Raw genomic sequence first — 17626 nt, forward strand, 5'->3', positions numbered from 1 at the left:
CATCACGCCAATGCCCCTCACCTACGACGACTTCCCCAGCCTGCGCTGCGAATCCGAGCGTGACGGCGTGCTGAATCTGGTCCTCGACGCACCGGGCCTGAATTCGGTCGGCCCGCAGATGCACCGCGACCTCGCCGACATCTGGCCGGTGATCGACCGCGACCCCGCGGTGCGGGCGGTCCTGGTCCGCGGCGAAGGCAAGGCGTTCTCCTCCGGTGGCAGCTTCGACCTGATCGACGAGACCATCAACGACTACGAAGGCCGGTTGCGCATCATGCGTGAGGCCCGCGACCTGGTGCTGCACCTGGTCAACTTCAGCAAGCCGGTGGTCTCGGCGATCACCGGCCCGGCCGTCGGTGCCGGCCTGGTGGTGGCCCTGCTCGCCGACATCTCGGTGGCGGGCCGCTCGGCGAAGATCATCGACGGGCACACCAAACTGGGCGTGGCCGCCGGTGACCACGCGGCGATCTGCTGGCCGTTGCTGGCCGGCATGGCCAAGGCCAAGTACTACCTGCTCACCTGCGAGGCGCTGTCCGGCGAAGAGGCCGAGCGCATCGGCCTGGTCTCCACCTGCGTCGACGACGATGATGTGCTGTCCACCGCGACGCGTCTGGCGGAGAATCTGGCCGCCGGCGCCCAGAATGCGATCCGCTGGACGAAGCACAGCCTGAATCACTGGTACCGGATGTTCGCCCCCGCCTTCGAAACGTCGCTCGGCCTGGAATTCATCGGCTTCGCCGGCCCCGACGTGCGCGAAGGCCTGGCGGCACACCGAGAAAAGCGACCCGCCCGTTTCATCGACTGACCGCGCGTCGGCGCGCCTGATTTCGCCGGTTGGACGATAGGTCTACCGTCGGAAGCTGTGACGCGCGACGACGACGATGCAGAGCGCAGCGATGCGGAGGAGCGGCGCTCATGACGTCAGCCGCCGAACCCGAACCGTTCCGCGAGGCGGTCGCGGCGATGAACACCGTCACCGTGCGCTCGGAGATCGAGCTCGGTCCCATTCGTCCGCCGCAGCGCCTGGCGCCCTACAGCTATGCGCTGGGCGCCGAGGTCAAACACCCCGACCTCGACATCGTGCCCGAACGTTCCGAAGGTGACGCTTTCGGCCGGCTGATACTGCTGTACGACCCGGAAGGCTCCGACGCCTGGGACGGCACCCTGCGCCTGGTCGCCTACATTCAGGCGGATCTGGACTCGCACGAGGCGATCGACCCGTTGCTGCCGGAAGTGGCGTGGAGCTGGCTCTCCGAGGCGCTGGATTCGCACACCCAGCACATGACGGCGCTCGGCGGGACGGTCACCGCCACCACGTCGGTTCGCTACGGCGACATCTCCGGTCCGCCGCGCGCGCACCAGCTGGAACTGCGGGCGTCGTGGACGGCCACCACACCCGAAGTGGGCAGCCACGTCAAAGCGTTCTGCGATGTGCTCGAGCACGCGGCCGGCCTGCCGCCGGCGGGAGTCACCGACCTGAGCTCACGGTCCCGCGCCTGACATGTGCCCCGACCCGTCTCCTGCGGAGGCAGCTGCGCCGGGCAGCGCGGAACCCGAAGTCCCCATGCTGTTGCACCCAGCCGACGGCATGCCGAACCTTTCCGTCTATGCAGACGAAATCGCCTCAGCCGCAGCGCAACTCGACCGCGGGCACGGACCGTTCGCAGTGGACGCCGAGCGGGCCTCGGGTTTCCGGTACTCCAACCGGGCCTACCTGATCCAGATCCGGCGGTCCGGCGCCGGCACCGTGCTGATCGATCCGGTCAGCCACGGCGGTGACCCGCTGACCGTGCTGCAACCCGTTGCCGAGGTGCTCGGCCAGGACGAATGGATACTGCACTCCGCCGACCAGGACCTGCCGTGCCTGGCCGAGGTCGGCATGCGACCGCCCGCGTTGTACGACACCGAACTGGCCGGACGGCTGGCCGGCTTGGAACGGGTGAACCTGGCGACCATGGTCGAACGGCTGCTGCACCAGGGGCTGGCCAAGGGCCACGGCGCGGCGGACTGGTCGAAGCGGCCGTTGCCGTCGGCGTGGCTCAACTACGCCGCCCTGGACGTCGAACTGCTGATCGAGCTGCGTGCCGCGATCTCCGAGATTCTGGCTCAGCAGGGCAAAACCGATTGGGCCGCACAGGAATTCGAGTACCTGCGCACCTTCGAGACGCGTGCCGCTCCGGCCGCGCGCACCGACCGCTGGCGGCGCACCTCGGGCATCCACAAGGTGCACGACCGTCGCGCGCTGGCGGCGGTACGCGAACTGTGGACGACACGCGACCGGATCGCCCAGCGCCGCGACATCGCGCCACGGCGAATCCTGCCGGATTCGGCGATCATCGAGGCCGCGATCGCCGATCCGGCGACGGTCGACGAACTCGTCGCGCTACCCGTGTTCGGCGGACGCAACCAGCGTCGCAGCGCCCCGATGTGGTTGTCGGCGCTGCAGAATGCGCGGCGCAACCAGGATCTGCCGGAGCAGGGCGAACCGCCGTACGGGCCGCCGCCGCCGGCGCGGTGGAGCAGGCGCAAACCGGAAGCCGCCGCCCGACTGGAGGCAGCCCGCGCCGCGTTGGCGGAGTTGTCGCAGCGGGTGGAGATACCGGCGGAGAATCTCGTCGCGCCCGATCTGGTGCGGCGCCTGTGCTGGGAGTGGGACACTCTGGGACCGGGCAGCGCCGACGCGGTGGCGATCACCGAAGAATTTCTGCGGACCGGGCAGGCACGCCCGTGGCAACGCGAACTGGTGGTCCCGGTGCTCGCCGCAGCCTTACTGCGGGCCGCACAAACCCCGGCCGACGGTGACTAGCCATGCCACTGCCTCAGTGCGGCTGAATTCGTAATGCTCCGTAGAGGGCGCTGACCATGACCCGGCCCTCGCCGTCGACGCAGGGTTGGGAGTAGAAGCTGTTGAACCGTGCACTCCCGAGCGTGTAGTGGAACGTGCACTCGCCAGTGGTCCAATCGAGCCCCTCCAACGTCCACAGGTTGTCGCGCGCTCCGGACACGTAGACGATGTTCGACCCGGTGGAAACATACGGGACGCAATTCGGTGAACTGATTTCGGTATTCGCCCAGGCGCTGCGGAGATTCTTCGCCACCGGGTCCCACTCAAACTTGTGACCACCCCGAGGTGCGAACTCGTCGAGATACGAGAGGTAGCCGATGAACTGTAGTTTGGACTGCGGATCATTGAGAATCGCCGCTGGGACGTTGCGTGGTTCGTTATTCACCACGAACATGCCGTATCCCGAACAGGCCACGGATTGTTCCGATTGCGCGGCCTGCAAGGTCGGATCCCCGAAGTCGGCGGGTTGCCATCCCGCAATGCGAGGCGAAGGCGCTCCGTCGAGTTGCTGCCAGCCCGGCGGGACTTCATCGCGCCAGTAGACAGTCACGTTCATCAGCGTGTCACCGTCGGTGATGACGACGAGTTTGTCGGGTTCGTCATCAAATCCCACCAGCGACGGTGTTGACCCCGTACCGCGGCCCAGCGAGTTTCTGAACGGCGCGCGCCACGCTCCATCGCCCTCGTCGGTGGATAGCTTGGTGCCGGTCCAGACAACCTTGTGCAAATTGTTCTGCGAAGCGATATAGATGCCGCCATGCTCGTCGATCGCGAAGCCGTTGCGGATCCACGGCACACCTTCGGGCTGCTGGGCGACCTCGACATCCGCGCCGGGTAGCCGGATGCAGTCGTATTGGGTGAAGTCGCGGGTCAGCGCCAGGAGATAGCCGTCGGCGGTAGCGAGGATCAAGCGCCCGTCAAAGGTCATATTCATGCCGATGAAGGACCCGGTGATGTGGTCGGGTTTGTCCCAGTGGGATTTGACGACGATCCCGGCGTGCCGGTCACCGGGGGTCGAATCCCCATATGTACGAACGAATCCGGCGCCGGCCACGACATATTGGTTGTCGTTGTCGAGGAGGGTGTAGATGCCGTCCAAGGGCGGTATGCCGGAGCGTTGCGCTGCGGCCCACTTCTCTTCGAACGATGCGTCGGAATCGAATACACCGATGTACTGCTCGTGCGCCAGCCCGTCGGCGTGGTCTGATCCGGGCATGCGCAGCGACGAGATGACATCGAAAGTGTCGTAATCGAACTTCGTCAGGTACTGCGAACCATTGGTCCACACCACCTGTTTGCCGTCCGGGTAGGGACCTGAGACCAGGTAGACCAGATTGAACATGCCCAGATCGTGATATCGCAGATCTTCTGGACCGAGGATCCGGCTCGGGCCGACCGGCCCGGCATCGGTGGTGGAGTCGGTCTGTGCGGAGTTCGAGTGCGCAAGAGCGACATTGGAGTCGGCCAGGAAGGGATTACGCGGTGGTGCGGCAGGTAGTGATGTCATCGAGTCGCCTTACTTAGCAGAGCAATGTCGTCGAGTTGCCAGGACTTGTCGAAGAATGCCTCGGTGGGGCTGTAGAAACGGACCATCGCAAACCATCCCCGATCCGGCACCGTCTGGATCCAATTCGCGTGTCCAACAGGCGGATGCGGGCCGAAGTGGATATCGATGGAAGCATCGTCATTGACTACCGGATCGGTGTAGGAGCTGACCGAGGGCAGTGGCTGGCTCGTCTGCACTTGCGAGCGGCTGACGGCGTCGTACACCAGAACAGACCAGAAGTTCAGGGCCGGGATATCGGGTCGAAGGTGTAGCCGATAGGTGTTGTCGCCCTGCAGGAACGCACCGCTGTCGTCGCGGTAGGTCCAGAGATATTGCGAACCCTGCCCGATGTGCTTCTCCATCATGGCGGGCGAGTTGCCGATGGCCAGGTAATAGACGTTGTTGCGGGTATCCACCTGTGGGACACCATCACTGGTGAAAGTGTAGTCTCCGTCGGCGATCCCCTGCCACTGCTTGCCCGGGTAAAAGCCGTCGGCCACACCGTAGGTATTGGCCCGCGCCATGGCACCACCTGTTCGCGCCGCTTGGTCCAGCAGGGCACGGGTGTTGTCGTCTGGGACAAACGGTGATCCCTTCTCGATGCCCACCGCTTGCATCTGGAATCGCTCCAGCGGACCGAAGATCCCGGTGGGCTCTTCCTCGACCAGCCTCGCCAGCAGTTCGAAGTATCGATAGGTGTCGGGGAATATGGTGTCGATGTCCGCGTCGGAACCATTGAGGAAAACCATGGCCGGTCGCGGATCGACGCCCAACGGGTAAATCTGCAGGCGCCGGATCAGAGCTACTGCGGTTTCGGTGCTCCCATCGACCTGAAACCCGCGCAATGCAACCAGGGCCGAATATGTCGGCGAACGTACGATGAAGAATCCGTCGGGAACCGGACCCTCGTGGTCCGGCGGCAAGACCAGAAATCGACCACCTCGGCCTTCGTCGGGACCCAAGGCTCCAATGTCGACCAGATAGCGTTGCACCCCATCTTGCATCAGGCCCAGCATGTGCGGGGGCGCTTCGACGACCGTGGGGCCGTCGGTGCGGAGATCTAATTGCGCTATGGCATAGACGGTTTCGGCATTCGCCGTGAGCAACAGAGTCCGTGAGTTCATCAATTGCTCCCAGATCACCACGTGCTGCGCGGTGGTGGCCCCGAAAGCCCGCAGTCCTTCGCGCTGAGCGATCTGGCTGACGGCGGTGAGCTGAGTCAGATAGACCTCGACAGCTCGGTTGAACCGCAACTGAGTCAGCAGCCGTTGTCCGGTGTCCCCGACGGGATAACCACCCTGGAACTCGACATCGCCGAAGGGGGTTGACAATGTCTCGGTGGTCGGCCAGCCGTGCGGCTCAAGATCCATGGTGGCGCTGCTCAGTCCCGCGCCATGGCTGCGGCGAATTGCTGTTGCAGGTCGATGTACGCGTTGTCGGCGATGTCGAACACGACCTTCTCGATGCGGCCACCGGTGTACTCGAATCTTCCCGTGTAGTCAGGAGTGACCGGGTCCGAGCTGTCGTACCCGATGCACAACCCCTCACCGCATAGCGAGAAGAACGCGACGATGGTCCGGATCTCGATGCTGGCCATGGGTTTTTCGTCGACGAAGAGGGTCGCCGTGCCGTACACGGCCTGGTGCTCACCGATGCGTTCCTTGGCGAAGTCGACGCCGATCACGTGTGGACCGGCGGCGGGCAGGTCGGCTTCCAACACCTGCAGCGGTGGCACGCCGAGGAAGTTGTAGACGTAGCGGACCTTGCCGTCCTTGATGTACAGCGCGTGCCCGCCGAACCGTGAGCCCTGCGCGAAGACCACACCCTGGGTGTGCGGTTCGGTCACGACCTGGGCAAGGATCTTGAACGACACCGCATGGGTGTTGGCCGCCGACGCCTCCGGAATCGGACTGGTGCCCGGATAGTAGGTGTACTGGCCGTTTTCGGGCACTTGGACCTTGTAGAGCAGCTTGTGCATCGCCTCGAGGTCCTTGCCGACGCCGGCGTAGTCGTTGAGCGGCAGCACGTTGTTGGCCACCGCCTCTTTCATCCACAACTCGGCGAGTTGGGCGACCTTGTCCGGATGCTGCTCGGCCAGGTCATGGGCCTCCGAGCGGTCGGCGTCGGTGTGAAACAACTGCCAACGATCCTTCTCGAAGTGCCCCATGCCTGACAGTGGGCCATGCTCTGTGACGGCCTTCCAACCCTGATGCCAGATTCCGCGCTGGCCGGCCATTTCGTAGTACTGAGTTTGCTTCTGTGTTGAAGCGTCGGCGTCATCGAAGCAATACCGCATCGACACTCCCGAAAGCGGATGCTGCGCAACGCCGTTCACGGCATCGGGCATGCTGACGCCGCAGCAGTCCAGGATGGTCGGCACGATGTCGGTGCAGTGGTGGTACTGGCCGCGGACCTCACCGCGAGCCGTCATCCCGGCCGGCCAGGACATCACCAGCGGATCGCACAGTCCGCCCTGGTAGGTGTAGCGCTTGAACATCCGGAACGGGGTGCAGAAGGCCGCGGCCCAGCCTGTCGGATGATGGTTGTAGGTGTTCGGGCCACCGAGTTCGTCGATCATCGCCAAGTTCATTTCGATGTCGTCGGGCCAGCCGTTGAAGAATTTGCCTTCGTTGACCGAGCCGTTCGGGCTGCCCTCCCCCGATGCGCCGTTGTCCGCGGCGTAGATGACCAGCGTGTTGTCGAGTTGTCCGGATTCCTCCAGATAGTCGATGATCCGCCCAACTTGGGCATCGGTGTACTCCGAGAAGCCCGCGAACACCTCCGCCATGCGAGAGAACAACCGCTTTTCCTCCACCGACAACGAATCCCACGGCCGCACCCCGTCGCCTTCCAGGAACGTGCCCGGAGTCATCGGGTTAAGCGGCGTCAACTCGGTGCCCTCGGGCAGGATGCCGCGTTCGATCATGCGCGGCAGCACCCACTCGCGGTAAGCCTCATACCCGTCGTCGAACATCCCCTTGTATTTGTCGATGTAGTCCTTGGGAGCGTGGTGCGGCGCGTGATTGGCACCCGGGCAGAACCACAGGTACCAGGGCTTGCCGGTCTCGGTCTGGCGTACATCTCGCAGGAACGAGATCGCCTTGTCAGCAAGGTCTTTCGACAGGTGATACCCCTCATCGGGACCATACGGCTGCTCGATGTAGTGGTTGTCCTCGGCCAGCGACGGGAACCACTGATTGGTTTCTCCGCCGATGAACCCGTAGAACCGGTCGAAACCCTGACCCAGCGGCCACTCCTTGCGCGACGACCCGGCAGTCCAGGCATCGATCGGTGTGTTGTGATTCTTGCCCACCCACAGCGTGGAATAGCCGGCGTCACGCAGCACCGTAGCGATGGTGGCGTTGGCGGGCGGGATGTGCGAGGAGTAACCGGGGAAGCCGGTGGCGGCTTCGGCGATCTGCGCGAAACCGTTGAGGTGATGATTGCGCCCGGTCAGGAATGTCGATCGGGTCGGCGAACACAGTGACGTGGTGTGCCACTGACTGAAGGTCAAACCATGGGCGGCCAACCGGTCCATGGTGGGCATATTGATCCGGCCGCCGTAGGGCGACCACGCTGCCAGTCCCGTGTCGTCGTAGAGCACCACCAACACATTCGGCGACCCGGCCGGCGGACGTTTGGCGGTGAACGCATCCCAGTCCGGCACCGAATCTCGCACATCGAGTTTGATCACACCCTGGAAATTGGGATTCGCCATTTCCGCCTCGCTGCCAGGGCTCCACGATGCGCTTCACCCGGAGCATCTTCAAAAGGCCTGCCCGCTGATCCGTCCCGACCGGAAGCAGATCTTCATTGAACAACCACTGCGACCCATTGAGCAATGAAATGGACGACCCAACTCAGCCGCCGACCCAAGATCAGCAGTCTCGTGCAGATGTGTCCTAGTCCAGACGCTCGCTGATCTCGCTCTGCTCCACCGGCGAAACCGCAAGCGCGGCAACCCAACCCGTGATACGCCGGGCCACATCCTGGTCGGTGAGCCCCAGCTCGGCCAGTACCTCGCCGCGGGAGGCGTGGTCGTAAAAGTTCTGCGGCAGCCCGACGTCGCGGCACGGCACGTCGACATCGGCACGGCGCAACGCCGCCGACACCGCCGAACCGACTCCGCCGGCCACTCCGTTGTCCTCCAACGTCACCAGCAGCTTGTGCTGGGTCGCCAGTTCGTGCACCACCTCGGGCACCGGCAACACCCAGCGGGGATCGATCACCGTCACGCCGATGCCCTGCTTGTGCAGACGCTTGGCCACTGACAGTGCCATCGACGCGAACGCGCCCACCGCAACCAGCAGCACATCGGTGTGCAAGCCTGCCGACGGCACGGCCAGCACATCCACCCCGCCCCGTCGCTCGAGGGCCGGAATGTCTTCGCCCACATCACCTTTGGGGAACCTCAGGGCCGTCGGACCGTCGTCGATGTCGAGTGCCTCGGCGAGTTCTTCGCGCAGCCGGGTGGCATCGCGCGGGGCAGCCACCCGCATGCCGGGCACGATGCCCAGGATCGACAGATCCCACATGCCGTTGTGGCTCGGACCGTCGTTGCCGGTGACACCGGCGCGGTCGAGCACCATGGTGACGGGCAGCTTGTGCAACGCCACGTCCATCATGATCTGGTCGAACGCGCGGTTGAGGAACGTCGAATAGATCGCCACCACGGGGTGGATACCGCCCATCGCCAACCCGGCCGCCGACGTCATGGCGTGCTGCTCGGCGATCCCGACGTCGAACAACCGGTCTGGGAAAGCCTCCCCGAAAGCTCTCAGCCCGGTGGGACCGGGCATCGCCGCGGTGATGGCGACGACGTCGCGGCGCCGGTGGCCGATCGCGATCAGTGCCTCGGCGAACGTCGCGGTCCAGCCGGGGCCGGCGATCTTGGTGGCCACCCCGGTAATGGGGTCGATCGGCACCGTGGAATGCATCTGCTCGGCTTCGTCGGCCTCCGCCGGACCGTAGCCCATGCCTTTGCGGGTGACGACGTGCACGATCACCGGGCCGCCGAAACCGCGGGCACTGCGCAGCGCGACCTCCACCGCCCGCTCGTCGTGACCGTCGACCGGTCCGACGTACTTCAACCCGAGGTCGGTGAACAACAGTTGCGGGGCCAGCGAGTCCTTGATGCCGGCTTTGACGCTGTGCATGAAGTGATAGGCGACCTCGCCGACCAGCGGCACCGACCGCATGGCGTTGCGACCGCGCTCGAGCAGCTGTTCGTAAGCCGGCTGCAGCCGCAGGGTGGCCAGATGATCGGCCACGCCACCGATGGTCGGTGCGTAGCTGCGCCCATTGTCGTTGACGACGATGATCACCGGCCGGTTCGAGGCGGCGATGTTGTTCAGCGCCTCCCAGCACATGCCGCCGGTCAGCGCGCCGTCGCCGACGATCGCAACCACGTGCCGGTTACGGTGTCCGGTCAGCTCGAAAGCCTTGGCCAGGCCGTCGGCATAGGACAACGCGGCGCTGGCGTGGCTGGACTCCACCCAGTCGTGTTCACTCTCGGCACGGCAGGGATAACCCGACAGCCCGTCCTTTTTGCGCAGGCTCTCGAAATCCTGGGCCCGCCCGGTCAGCATCTTGTGCACGTAGGCCTGGTGGCCGGTGTCGAAGATGATCGGATCGTGCGGGGAGTCGAAAACCCGGTGCAACGCCAGGGTCAACTCGACGACGCCGAGGTTCGGGCCAAGGTGTCCCCCGGTGGCAGCGACCTTGTGGATCAGGAACTCGCGGATTTCCTGCGCCAGCTCACTCAGCTGCTGTTGGGAGAGGTGCTGCAGATCAGCGGGCCCGCGGATCTTTTCCAGCATCCGGCCAGTCTACGCAGAACTGGCGCTGACCCGCTGCGCCCGAGCGCCGGTACCGCGCCCAAAGCGAGGTCACGACGCTCGCCGGGTCACCAGGGCGATGCACTCCACATGATGGGTCAACGGAAACGCGTCGAACACCTTGATCTTCTCGACGGCATATCCGTGCCCCCGGTACAGACCGATGTCACGCGCGAAAGACGCAGCCTCGCAACCGATGTGCACGATGCGCGGCACGGCGGCCGCGGCCAGCAGGTCGATCACCTCGCGCCCGGCACCCGCGCGCGGCGGATCCAGCACAGCAACGTCGGCGCGCAACTGCTGCGCGGCAAGAGCCCGTCGCACCGAATCGGTGACGACCTCGACCTGCGGCAGGTCGGCCAGCGCGGCCCGCGCCGCGCCCGTGGCTCCCCGCGACGTGTCGACGCTCAGCACCCGGCCCGACTCCCCCACTCCCTCGGCTAGCACCGCCGCGAAGATCCCGGCGCCGCCGTACAGATCCCAGGCAGTCATCCCTGCAGCGGCCGCCGCCCACTCAGCGACCAGGTCGCTGTACACCTGCGCGGCGTCGCGGTGGGACTGCCAGAACGCCGTCACCGGCACCCGCCAGTGCCGGCCGCCCACGCGCTGCACCGCGTGATAGTCGCCTTCGATCACCTTCGAAACGGTGTGTTTGCCCTTCCGCGCGGTGCGCACCAGGTGACGCTGTCCGTCGTCGTCGACGGCCACGTGCAGGTGAGCGGCCGGCGGCCAGTGCGACTCGGCCAGCCCCGCCAGCATCCCCTCGCTCAGTTGCCCGCATCGCAGATCGGTGATGAGTTCGTCGCTGTGATAGCGGTGGAAGCCGGGTCGACCGTCCGCGCCGACGTCGAGCCGGACCCTGGTGCGCCAGCCGGTGACATCGGCATCGGAGACCGGTTCGGCCGCACCCGACCAGTGCTGCCCGCCGAGGCGCTCGAGCTGATTGGCCACCACGGCCGCCTTCAGCGATCGGGCCACCGCCGGCTGCACGAATGCCAGGTCGCAACAACCCGCCCCGTCGGCCCCGGCGATCGGGCACAGCGACCCGATGCGGTCCGCCGACGGCTCGAGCACCTCGACAACCGCTGCGTGACAATAACTTCCGCGATCCGCAGTGACCCGCACCCGAACCCGCTCCCCCGGCAACGCGTAGCGAACGAACACCACCCGGCCCTCATGATGCGCGATGCAGCTGCCGCCGTTCGCGGGTGCCCCGGTGACCAGAACCAGCTCCCCGCAGGCCGATTCGGTGCTCAATCGAAAATGCCCCGGCGCGCATCCCCGGGTGCCGACTGCGGTTGCAACGCTTTGATCCGCTCCGACGACGTCAATTGCCAGGGCACCGACGTCACCATGACGCCGGGCATGAACAGCAACCGGCCCTTGAGTCGTAGCGCACTCTGGTTGTGCAGCAACTGTTCCCACCAGCGCCCCACCACGTACTCCGGGATGAACACCGTCACCACCGTGCGCGGCGACTCCTTGCTGACCCGTTTGACGTATTCCAACACCGGGCCGGTGATTTCACGATAAGGAGAGGCGATCACCTTCAGCGGAACGCTGATGTCGCTCTCCTCCCACTCGCGCTTGAGCTCGCGGGTCTCGTTGTCGTCGACGCTGACCGTGACGGCTTCAAGCACGTCGGGCCGGGTCGCCCGCGCGTAGGCCACCGCGCGCAATGTGGGCAGGTGCAACTTCGACACCAGCACCAGGGCGTGGTTGCGGCTGGGCAACACGATCTCGTCGCCGTGCTCGGCGGCTTCTTCGGCGAGTTCGCGGGTGACCCCGTCGTAGTGGCGGCGGATCAGCTTCATCAGCATGAACAGCAACGCCATGGTGACCAGCGCGATCCAGGCCCCGGCCAGGAATTTGGTGACCATCACCACCAGCAGCACCGTGCCGGTGGCGATGAACCCGATGGTGTTGACCACCCGCGAGCGCATCATCCGTCGGCGCGCCGCCGCGTCGGTCTCGGTGCGCAGCAACCTTGTCCAGTGCCGCACCATGCCGATCTGACTCAACGTGAAGGAAATGAACACCCCGACGATGTAGAGCTGGATCAGCGCACTCAGCTCGGCACGAAACGCGACGATCGCCAGCAGCGCTGAAATGGTGAGAAACCCGATCCCGTTGGAGAACGCGAGCCGGTCCCCGCGGGTGTGGAACTGGCGCGGCAGGTAGCTGTGCTGGGCCAGCACCGAACCGAGCACCGGGAACCCGTTGAACGCGGTGTTGGCCGCCAGCACCAGGATGAGCGCGGTGACAGCGGTGATCACCACGAAGCCGATGTGGAAGTTACCGAAGACCGTTTCCGCGAGTTGGGTGACCAGCGTCTTCTGGTAGTAGCCGGCCGGCGCGCCGGACAGCTGTTCTGCGGGGTCGCTGACCAGCTGGACGCCGATCTTCTTGGCCAGCACGATGATGCCCATCAGCAGCGCGACGGCGATGGCGCCCAGCATCAGCAGCGTGGTCGCCGCGTTCTTCGACTTCGGTTTCTCGAATGCGGGCACCCCGTTGCTGATGGCCTCCACCCCGGTCAGCGCCGCACAACCGGAGGAGAATGCCCGCGCCATCAGGAATACCAGCGCGAATCCGGCGACTTTGCCGTGCTCGGAATGCATCTGGAACCCGGCGGACTCGGCGCGCAACGGGTTACCCAGCACGAAGATCCGGAACAGCCCGTACCCGAGCATGCCGGTCATACCGATGATGAACGCGTAGGTCGGAATGGCGAAGGCGAGTCCGGATTCCCGCACCCCGCGCAGGTTCAGCGCCGTCACGAACAAGATCGCGGCGACGCAGAACCACACCTTGTTCTGCGCCACCATCGGCACCGCCGAGCCGATGTTCGAGATCGCCGATGCCGTCGAAACCGCAACGGTCAGAACATAATCCACCATCAGAGCACTCGCCACGGTCAAGCCGGCGTTGCGGCCCAGATTGGTGGTGACCACCTCGTAGTCGCCGCCGCCGGAGGGGTAGGCGTGCACGTTCTGCCGGTAGCTGGCCACCACGACCAGCATGACCGCGGCCACCGCGAGCCCGATCCACGGCGACAGCGAGTACGCCGCCAGGCCGCCCACCGAAAGCATCAGAAAGACCTCTTCGGGGGCGTATGCCACCGACGACAGCGCGTCCGAGGCGAACACCGGCAGCGCGATCCGCTTCGGCAGCAGCGTGTGGCTGAGCCGGTCGCTGCGAAACGGCCGGCCGATCAGCAATCGGCGCGCAGCGGTTGAAAGTTTGGACACGAGAGCCAAGAGTAAGCCCACGCGGGTTTGGCGGTAGCGTTCCCTAGGACCCGAATCGGTTGCCGACGTCGGTCACCGATCAGTTGCGACACGCAGTACTCAACCGAAAGGACCTCGGAGTGCGGGTGGTTGTGATGGGGTGCGGCCGGGTGGGCTCTTCGGTGGCAGACGGCCTGTCCCGCATCGGCCATGATGTCGCGGTCATCGACCGCGACAGTGCCGCGTTCAACAGGCTCAGTCCCGAATTCGCCGGCGAGCGGGTGCTCGGCCAGGGTTTCGACCGGGATGTGCTGCTGCGCGCGGGCATCGAGGGGGCCGACGCGTTCGCGGCGGTGTCCTCCGGTGACAACTCGAACATCATTTCGGCGCGGCTGGCCCGCGAGACCTTCGGGGTACGACGGGTGGTCGCCCGGATCTACGACGCCAAACGCGCCGAGGTCTACGAGCGCCTCGGCATCCCGACGATCGCCACCGTGCCGTGGACCACCGATCGACTGCTCAACGCCTTGACGCAGGAGACCGAGACCGCCAAGTGGCGAGATCCCACCGGCACCGTCGCCGTCGCCCAGGTGGTCCTGCACGAAGACTGGGTGGGCCATCGCGCCACCGATCTGGAGCAGGCCACCGGCGCGCGGGTCGCGTTCCTGATCCGCTTCGGCACCGGCGTGCTGCCCGAACCCAAGACGGTGCTGCAGGCCGGCGACCAGGTCTACGTGGCCGCGATCTCCGGTCGCGCCGCCGAAGCGGTGGCCATTGCGGCGCTGCCACCGAGTGAGGATCTGGACAAGTGAAAGTCGCCGTCGCCGGAGCGGGTGCCGTCGGCCGTTCGGTCACCCGCGAACTCGTCGCCAACTCGCACGACGTGACCCTGATCGAACGCAACGTGGACCATCTGGACACCGACGCCATCCCGGCCGCGCACTGGCTGCTGGGTGACGCCTGCGAACTGAGCCTGCTCGAGCAGATGCACCTCGAAGACTTCGACGTCGTGGTCGCCGCGACCGGCGACGACAAGGTCAACGTGGTGCTCAGCCTGCTGGCCAAGACCGAGTTCGCGGTGCCCCGGGTGGTGGCGCGGGTCAACGACCCACGCAACGAGTGGCTGTTCACCGACGCCTGGGGTGTGGACGTGGCGGTGTCCACTCCGCGCATGCTGGCCTCGCTGATCGAGGAGGCCGTCGCCGTCGGCGATCTGGTGCGGCTGATGGAGTTCCGCAAAGGCCAGGCCAACCTGGTCGAGATCACCCTGCCCGACGACACCCCCTGGGGCGGCAAGGCGGTGCGTAAGTTGCAACTACCCCGCGACGCCGCGCTGGTGACCATCCTGCGCGGACCGCGGGTGATCGTGCCGCAGGGCGACGAACCCCTGGAAGGCGGGGACGAGCTGCTGTTCGTCGCGGTCACCGAGGTCGAGGAGGAACTGCGGTCGCTGTTGCTGCCGGCGAGTGATCGCGTCGATTAGTCCAGGACGGCTTTGTCGATCGCGGCTGCGTCCACGTCGTCCTGCGTGCTGCCGCCCTGCCCGGTGGCCCGCAGCACGGCCTTGATCGCCACGTAGGTCACCAGCGCCGCCAGCCCGGTCAGCGGCCAGCCCATCGCGATGCGGGTCGCCCCGAGCCAGCCGGTCTTGCCCAGTTCGTAGAGATGCCCCTGCACGCCGAACCGCGCGACGAACACCACCGTCCAGCACAGGGTGGCCAGGTCGAACGCGTGAACCGCTCGCGGCACCGCACGCCAGCTGTTGTCGCGACCGCTGGCCCAGCTCCACAGATAACCCACCACGGGCCGCCGGATCAGGATCGACACCGCGAACACCACCGCCCACGCCAACGACATCCAGATGCCGAGCAGGAAATAGCCCTTGGACTGGCCGACCAGATAGGCGATCAGCGCGCAGATGGCGACCCCGAAAAAGCCGGACAGGGCCGGTTGCACCGAATCCCGGCGAAGCAGCCGCCAACCCAGGATCAGAACAGCGGCTCCCAGCGCGGCGCAGATCGCGGGCAGCAGCCCGGCGATGCTGGATACGATCACGAACGTCAGCACCGGCATGGACGAGTAGATCAGACCGCTGATGCCACCGGCCTGTACCAGCAGGCGCGCGGCCTTGTTGTCGCTCACGGGAGATCGGGGCGTCGCGGCGTGGGGCGGCCGCGTCACCGCTGAATTTCGTAGTGCGGGTTGTAAATAGCTTTCGTTCCGTTCTCCAGCTTGCCCAGGCGACCACGTACCCGCAGGGTGCGTCCGGAGTCGATGCCGGGGATGCGTCGCTGACCCAGCCACACCAGCGTCACCGTGTCGCTGCCGTCGAACAGTTCCGCGCGGACTCCGCCCGAGCAGCCCTTGCCGTTGGTCTCGACGCTGCGCAGCGTGCCCACCATGGTGACCTCCTGGCCGCGCTGGCAGTCGATGGCGCGCTGCGCGCCGGTATTGAGGACTTCGTCGGAAAGTTCTTCGACGTCGCGCTGCTCCGGGTCCTCCGTCAACCGACGGGTGAGCCGGCGTAGATACCCTTGGGCCCCCATGGCCACTCCTGACAATTCGACGTCGTTAGGGATGCCTCTTGCCGACAACATTCCACTATGCCAACGGTCACCGTAGACCTGTTGGTTCCCGCACGCCACATGGCTGAAACCACCGATATCCGGTCACCAGTCGGCACCGGGCACTATGAGGAGGTGGCTGTCGATCTGCGCGGTGTCACCACCGTGTTGCTGCCTGGCACCGGGTCCGACGATAACTACGTCGACCGGGCCTTTTCCGGTCCGCTGCGACGCGCCGGTGCGGTGTTGGTCACACCTGAGCCGCAGCCGCACCGGCTGGTCGAGGGTTACCTGGCCGCCCTGGACTCCGCGGCTGACGGCGGCCGGGCGATAGGGGTCGGCGGCGTGTCCATCGGCGCTGCGGTGGCGGCCGCCTGGGCGCTGGCCCACCCGCAGCGCACGGTGGCGGTGCTGGCCGCGTTGCCGCCGTGGAACGGGGACTCCAGCTCGGCACCGGCCGCACACGCCGCGCGCTACACCGCCGCGCAGTTGCGCCGCGACGGTCTGGCGGCGACGACGGCGCAGATGCGCGCGTCCAGCCCGGCGTGGTTGGCCGATGAACTGGCCCGGTCCTGGCGGGCGCAGTGGCCGGCGCTGCCCGACGCGATGGAGGAGGCGGCCGGCTACACAGCGCCCAGCACCGCGGAGTTGGCCCGCCTGGTCCCGCCGCTGGGTGTGGCGGCCGCAGTCGACGACCCGATCCACCCGCTGCAGGTGGCCGCCGACTGGGTCAGCGCGGCCCCGCGCGCGGCGCTGCGCACAGTGACCCTGCAGGAGATGGGGGCCGACACGGCCGCGCTGGGTACGGCCTGCCTGGCCGCGCTCGTCGCGGTGGGGCGCTAGCCGCCGGTGATCGTGCTGCGCAGCTGCTGCATCGCGGACCCTTCAGCGCTACGACGCGCCACCGGCTCGTCGGACGGCGTGTCATCCGGCGCCGGGTCGGGCGCCGGCTGCTGGGCCGCGGCGGCGGCCTCCCGCAGCTGCTCCACCATCGGTTCGGGTAGTTGCACCGGCAGCGGCGTGCGCACCGGCAGCGGCGTGTCCCCGCGGCGAACCACGGTGTCGGTCAACGCCGCACGTGCCTCGTCGGTCAGCGCATCGATGGTTTCGTGCGGTCCGTTGACCACGCACCGGATCATCCAGCGGTATCCGTCCACGCCGATGAAACGGACCACCCCGGAGGCGGTGCCGACCACCTCGCGGCCCCACGGGCCGTCCTTGATGGAGACCTTCGCCGAGTCTTTGCGGAGGGATTCGGCGAGTTCGGCGGCCACTTCACGCCACAGCCCGGGGCTTTTCGGCGCCGCGTAGGCCGCGATGGTGAAACGCCCGTTGGGCGTGACGACCCACACGGCGCTGGGCACCCCGGTCTCGGTGAGCTCGACCTGCACCTGGCCCGCCGCCGGCATCGGGATCAGCACCGAGCCCAGGTCCAACCGGGCCACCTCGGCCGCGGCCGGGTCGTCGAAGTCCTCGATGTCGAACGGACCCTCGAGTTCCTCGCCGGACTCGTCGTCGGCGACGAGATCGTCGACCGCGACGGTGTCCTCGTCGGCCGGCCCGCCCGCCGTGGCGCCCTTGCGTCTACCGAATGCAGCCATCTG

The 17626-nt window shown here is 66.4% G+C and carries 15 protein-coding genes and 1 pseudogene; 7 read left to right on the forward strand and 9 right to left on the reverse strand.

The window, feature by feature from the left end:
• The first annotated feature begins 10 nt into the window (after nucleotides 1–10).
• The 3 genes and pseudogenes from AC5Y6Y_RS14910 to AC5Y6Y_RS14920 all read left to right on the forward strand — a co-directional run bounded on the left by AC5Y6Y_RS14910 (nucleotide 11) and on the right by AC5Y6Y_RS14920 (nucleotide 2806).
• Nucleotides 11–805: an enoyl-CoA hydratase/isomerase family protein gene (locus tag AC5Y6Y_RS14910; protein ID WP_473140049.1), complete on the forward strand. Its 795-nt coding sequence runs from the start codon at nucleotides 11–13 to the stop codon at nucleotides 803–805.
• 57 nt (nucleotides 806–862) lie between these two features.
• Nucleotides 863–1500: pseudogene (locus AC5Y6Y_RS14915) on the forward strand (DUF3000 domain-containing protein).
• A 1-nt stretch (nucleotide 1501) separates the two neighbouring features.
• Entirely contained in the window at nucleotides 1502–2806 is a 1305-nt protein-coding gene (locus AC5Y6Y_RS14920; protein WP_473140050.1) for an HRDC domain-containing protein, read from the forward strand.
• A 13-nt stretch (nucleotides 2807–2819) separates the two neighbouring features.
• Here the strand turns inward: AC5Y6Y_RS14920 and AC5Y6Y_RS14925 are convergent, their stop codons facing one another.
• Entirely contained in the window at nucleotides 2820–4352 is a 1533-nt protein-coding gene (locus tag AC5Y6Y_RS14925; RefSeq protein WP_473140051.1) for a hypothetical protein, read from the reverse strand.
• Nucleotides 4349–5533, reverse strand: coding sequence for a DUF1214 domain-containing protein (locus AC5Y6Y_RS14930; protein WP_499930112.1), 1185 nt, complete (start codon nucleotides 5531–5533; stop codon nucleotides 4349–4351). The genes AC5Y6Y_RS14925 and AC5Y6Y_RS14930 overlap by 4 nt, the downstream gene beginning before the upstream one ends.
• Between AC5Y6Y_RS14930 and AC5Y6Y_RS14935 the strand changes: the two genes are divergently transcribed.
• Nucleotides 5519–5719: a hypothetical protein gene (locus AC5Y6Y_RS14935; protein WP_499930113.1), complete on the forward strand. Its 201-nt coding sequence runs from the start codon at nucleotides 5519–5521 to the stop codon at nucleotides 5717–5719. The two genes, AC5Y6Y_RS14930 and AC5Y6Y_RS14935, sit on opposite strands and share 15 nt — an antisense overlap.
• A 53-nt stretch (nucleotides 5720–5772) precedes the next feature.
• On the opposite strand, the gene AC5Y6Y_RS14940 is transcribed toward AC5Y6Y_RS14935, so the two are convergent.
• From AC5Y6Y_RS14940 to AC5Y6Y_RS14955, 4 genes are all read right to left on the reverse strand, one after another.
• A complete protein-coding gene (locus AC5Y6Y_RS14940) occupies nucleotides 5773–8109 on the reverse strand; it encodes an arylsulfatase (RefSeq protein ID WP_473140054.1) in 2337 nt (778 codons plus the stop codon).
• A 184-nt stretch (nucleotides 8110–8293) separates the two neighbouring features.
• The gene (gene dxs, locus AC5Y6Y_RS14945; protein ID WP_473140055.1) at nucleotides 8294–10210 is read right to left on the reverse strand and encodes a 1-deoxy-D-xylulose-5-phosphate synthase; all 1917 of its coding nucleotides are present in this window, start codon (nucleotides 10208–10210) and stop codon (nucleotides 8294–8296) included.
• A 69-nt stretch (nucleotides 10211–10279) separates the two neighbouring features.
• Nucleotides 10280–11485 (reverse strand): class I SAM-dependent RNA methyltransferase, encoded by a 1206-nt coding sequence (locus tag AC5Y6Y_RS14950; protein ID WP_473140056.1) that lies wholly within the window; start codon nucleotides 11483–11485, stop codon nucleotides 10280–10282.
• On the reverse strand, nucleotides 11482–13479 hold the full coding sequence (locus AC5Y6Y_RS14955; RefSeq protein WP_463826883.1) for an APC family permease: 1998 nt from the start codon (nucleotides 13477–13479) through the stop codon (nucleotides 11482–11484). The genes AC5Y6Y_RS14950 and AC5Y6Y_RS14955 overlap by 4 nt, the downstream gene beginning before the upstream one ends.
• Before the next feature lie 119 nt (nucleotides 13480–13598).
• On the opposite strand from AC5Y6Y_RS14955, the gene AC5Y6Y_RS14960 reads away from it, so the two are divergent.
• Nucleotides 13599–14270, forward strand: a complete 672-nt coding sequence (locus tag AC5Y6Y_RS14960) for a potassium channel family protein (RefSeq protein WP_463826884.1) — start codon at nucleotides 13599–13601, stop codon at nucleotides 14268–14270.
• Entirely contained in the window at nucleotides 14267–14941 is a 675-nt protein-coding gene (locus tag AC5Y6Y_RS14965) for a potassium channel family protein (RefSeq protein ID WP_463826885.1), read from the forward strand. Before AC5Y6Y_RS14960 ends, AC5Y6Y_RS14965 begins: the two co-directional genes overlap by 4 nt.
• Here the strand turns inward: AC5Y6Y_RS14965 and AC5Y6Y_RS14970 are convergent.
• Both AC5Y6Y_RS14970 and AC5Y6Y_RS14975 read right to left on the reverse strand, forming a co-directional pair.
• The gene (locus tag AC5Y6Y_RS14970; RefSeq protein ID WP_473140057.1) at nucleotides 14938–15600 is read right to left on the reverse strand and encodes a DUF3159 domain-containing protein; all 663 of its coding nucleotides are present in this window, start codon (nucleotides 15598–15600) and stop codon (nucleotides 14938–14940) included. The two genes, AC5Y6Y_RS14965 and AC5Y6Y_RS14970, sit on opposite strands and share 4 nt — an antisense overlap.
• 35 nt (nucleotides 15601–15635) lie before the next feature.
• Complete coding sequence (locus AC5Y6Y_RS14975) at nucleotides 15636–16004, reverse strand: OB-fold nucleic acid binding domain-containing protein (RefSeq protein ID WP_180918088.1); 369 nt, start codon at nucleotides 16002–16004, stop codon at nucleotides 15636–15638.
• 153 nt (nucleotides 16005–16157) lie between these two features.
• Here AC5Y6Y_RS14975 and AC5Y6Y_RS14980 point away from each other — a divergent pair, with 153 nt between their 5' ends.
• Nucleotides 16158–16865, forward strand: a complete 708-nt coding sequence (locus AC5Y6Y_RS14980; protein ID WP_473140085.1) for an alpha/beta hydrolase — start codon at nucleotides 16158–16160, stop codon at nucleotides 16863–16865.
• Here the strand turns inward: AC5Y6Y_RS14980 and AC5Y6Y_RS14985 are convergent.
• Complete coding sequence (locus tag AC5Y6Y_RS14985) at nucleotides 16862–17623, reverse strand: DUF3710 domain-containing protein (protein WP_463826887.1); 762 nt, start codon at nucleotides 17621–17623, stop codon at nucleotides 16862–16864. The genes AC5Y6Y_RS14980 and AC5Y6Y_RS14985 overlap by 4 nt on opposite strands.
• Between the last annotated feature and the right edge of the window lie 3 nt (nucleotides 17624–17626).

It is taken from the genome of Mycobacterium sp. NGS24, from assembly GCF_059813065.1.

Coding starts and splice junctions, on each gene's coding strand:
- AC5Y6Y_RS14910 (WP_473140049.1), top strand. CDS start 11: ATGCCCCTCACCTACGACGACTTCCCCAGCCTGCGCTGCGAATCCGAG.
- AC5Y6Y_RS14920 (WP_473140050.1), top strand. CDS start 1,502: ATGTGCCCCGACCCGTCTCCTGCGGAGGCAGCTGCGCCGGGCAGCGCG.
- AC5Y6Y_RS14925 (WP_473140051.1), bottom strand. CDS start 4,352: ATGACATCACTACCTGCCGCACCACCGCGTAATCCCTTCCTGGCCGAC.
- AC5Y6Y_RS14940 (WP_473140054.1), bottom strand. CDS start 8,109: ATGGCGAATCCCAATTTCCAGGGTGTGATCAAACTCGATGTGCGAGAT.
- dxs (WP_473140055.1), bottom strand. CDS start 10,210: ATGCTGGAAAAGATCCGCGGGCCCGCTGATCTGCAGCACCTCTCCCAA.
- AC5Y6Y_RS14975 (WP_180918088.1), bottom strand. CDS start 16,004: ATGGGGGCCCAAGGGTATCTACGCCGGCTCACCCGTCGGTTGACGGAG.
- AC5Y6Y_RS14985 (WP_463826887.1), bottom strand. CDS start 17,623: ATGGCTGCATTCGGTAGACGCAAGGGCGCCACGGCGGGCGGGCCGGCC.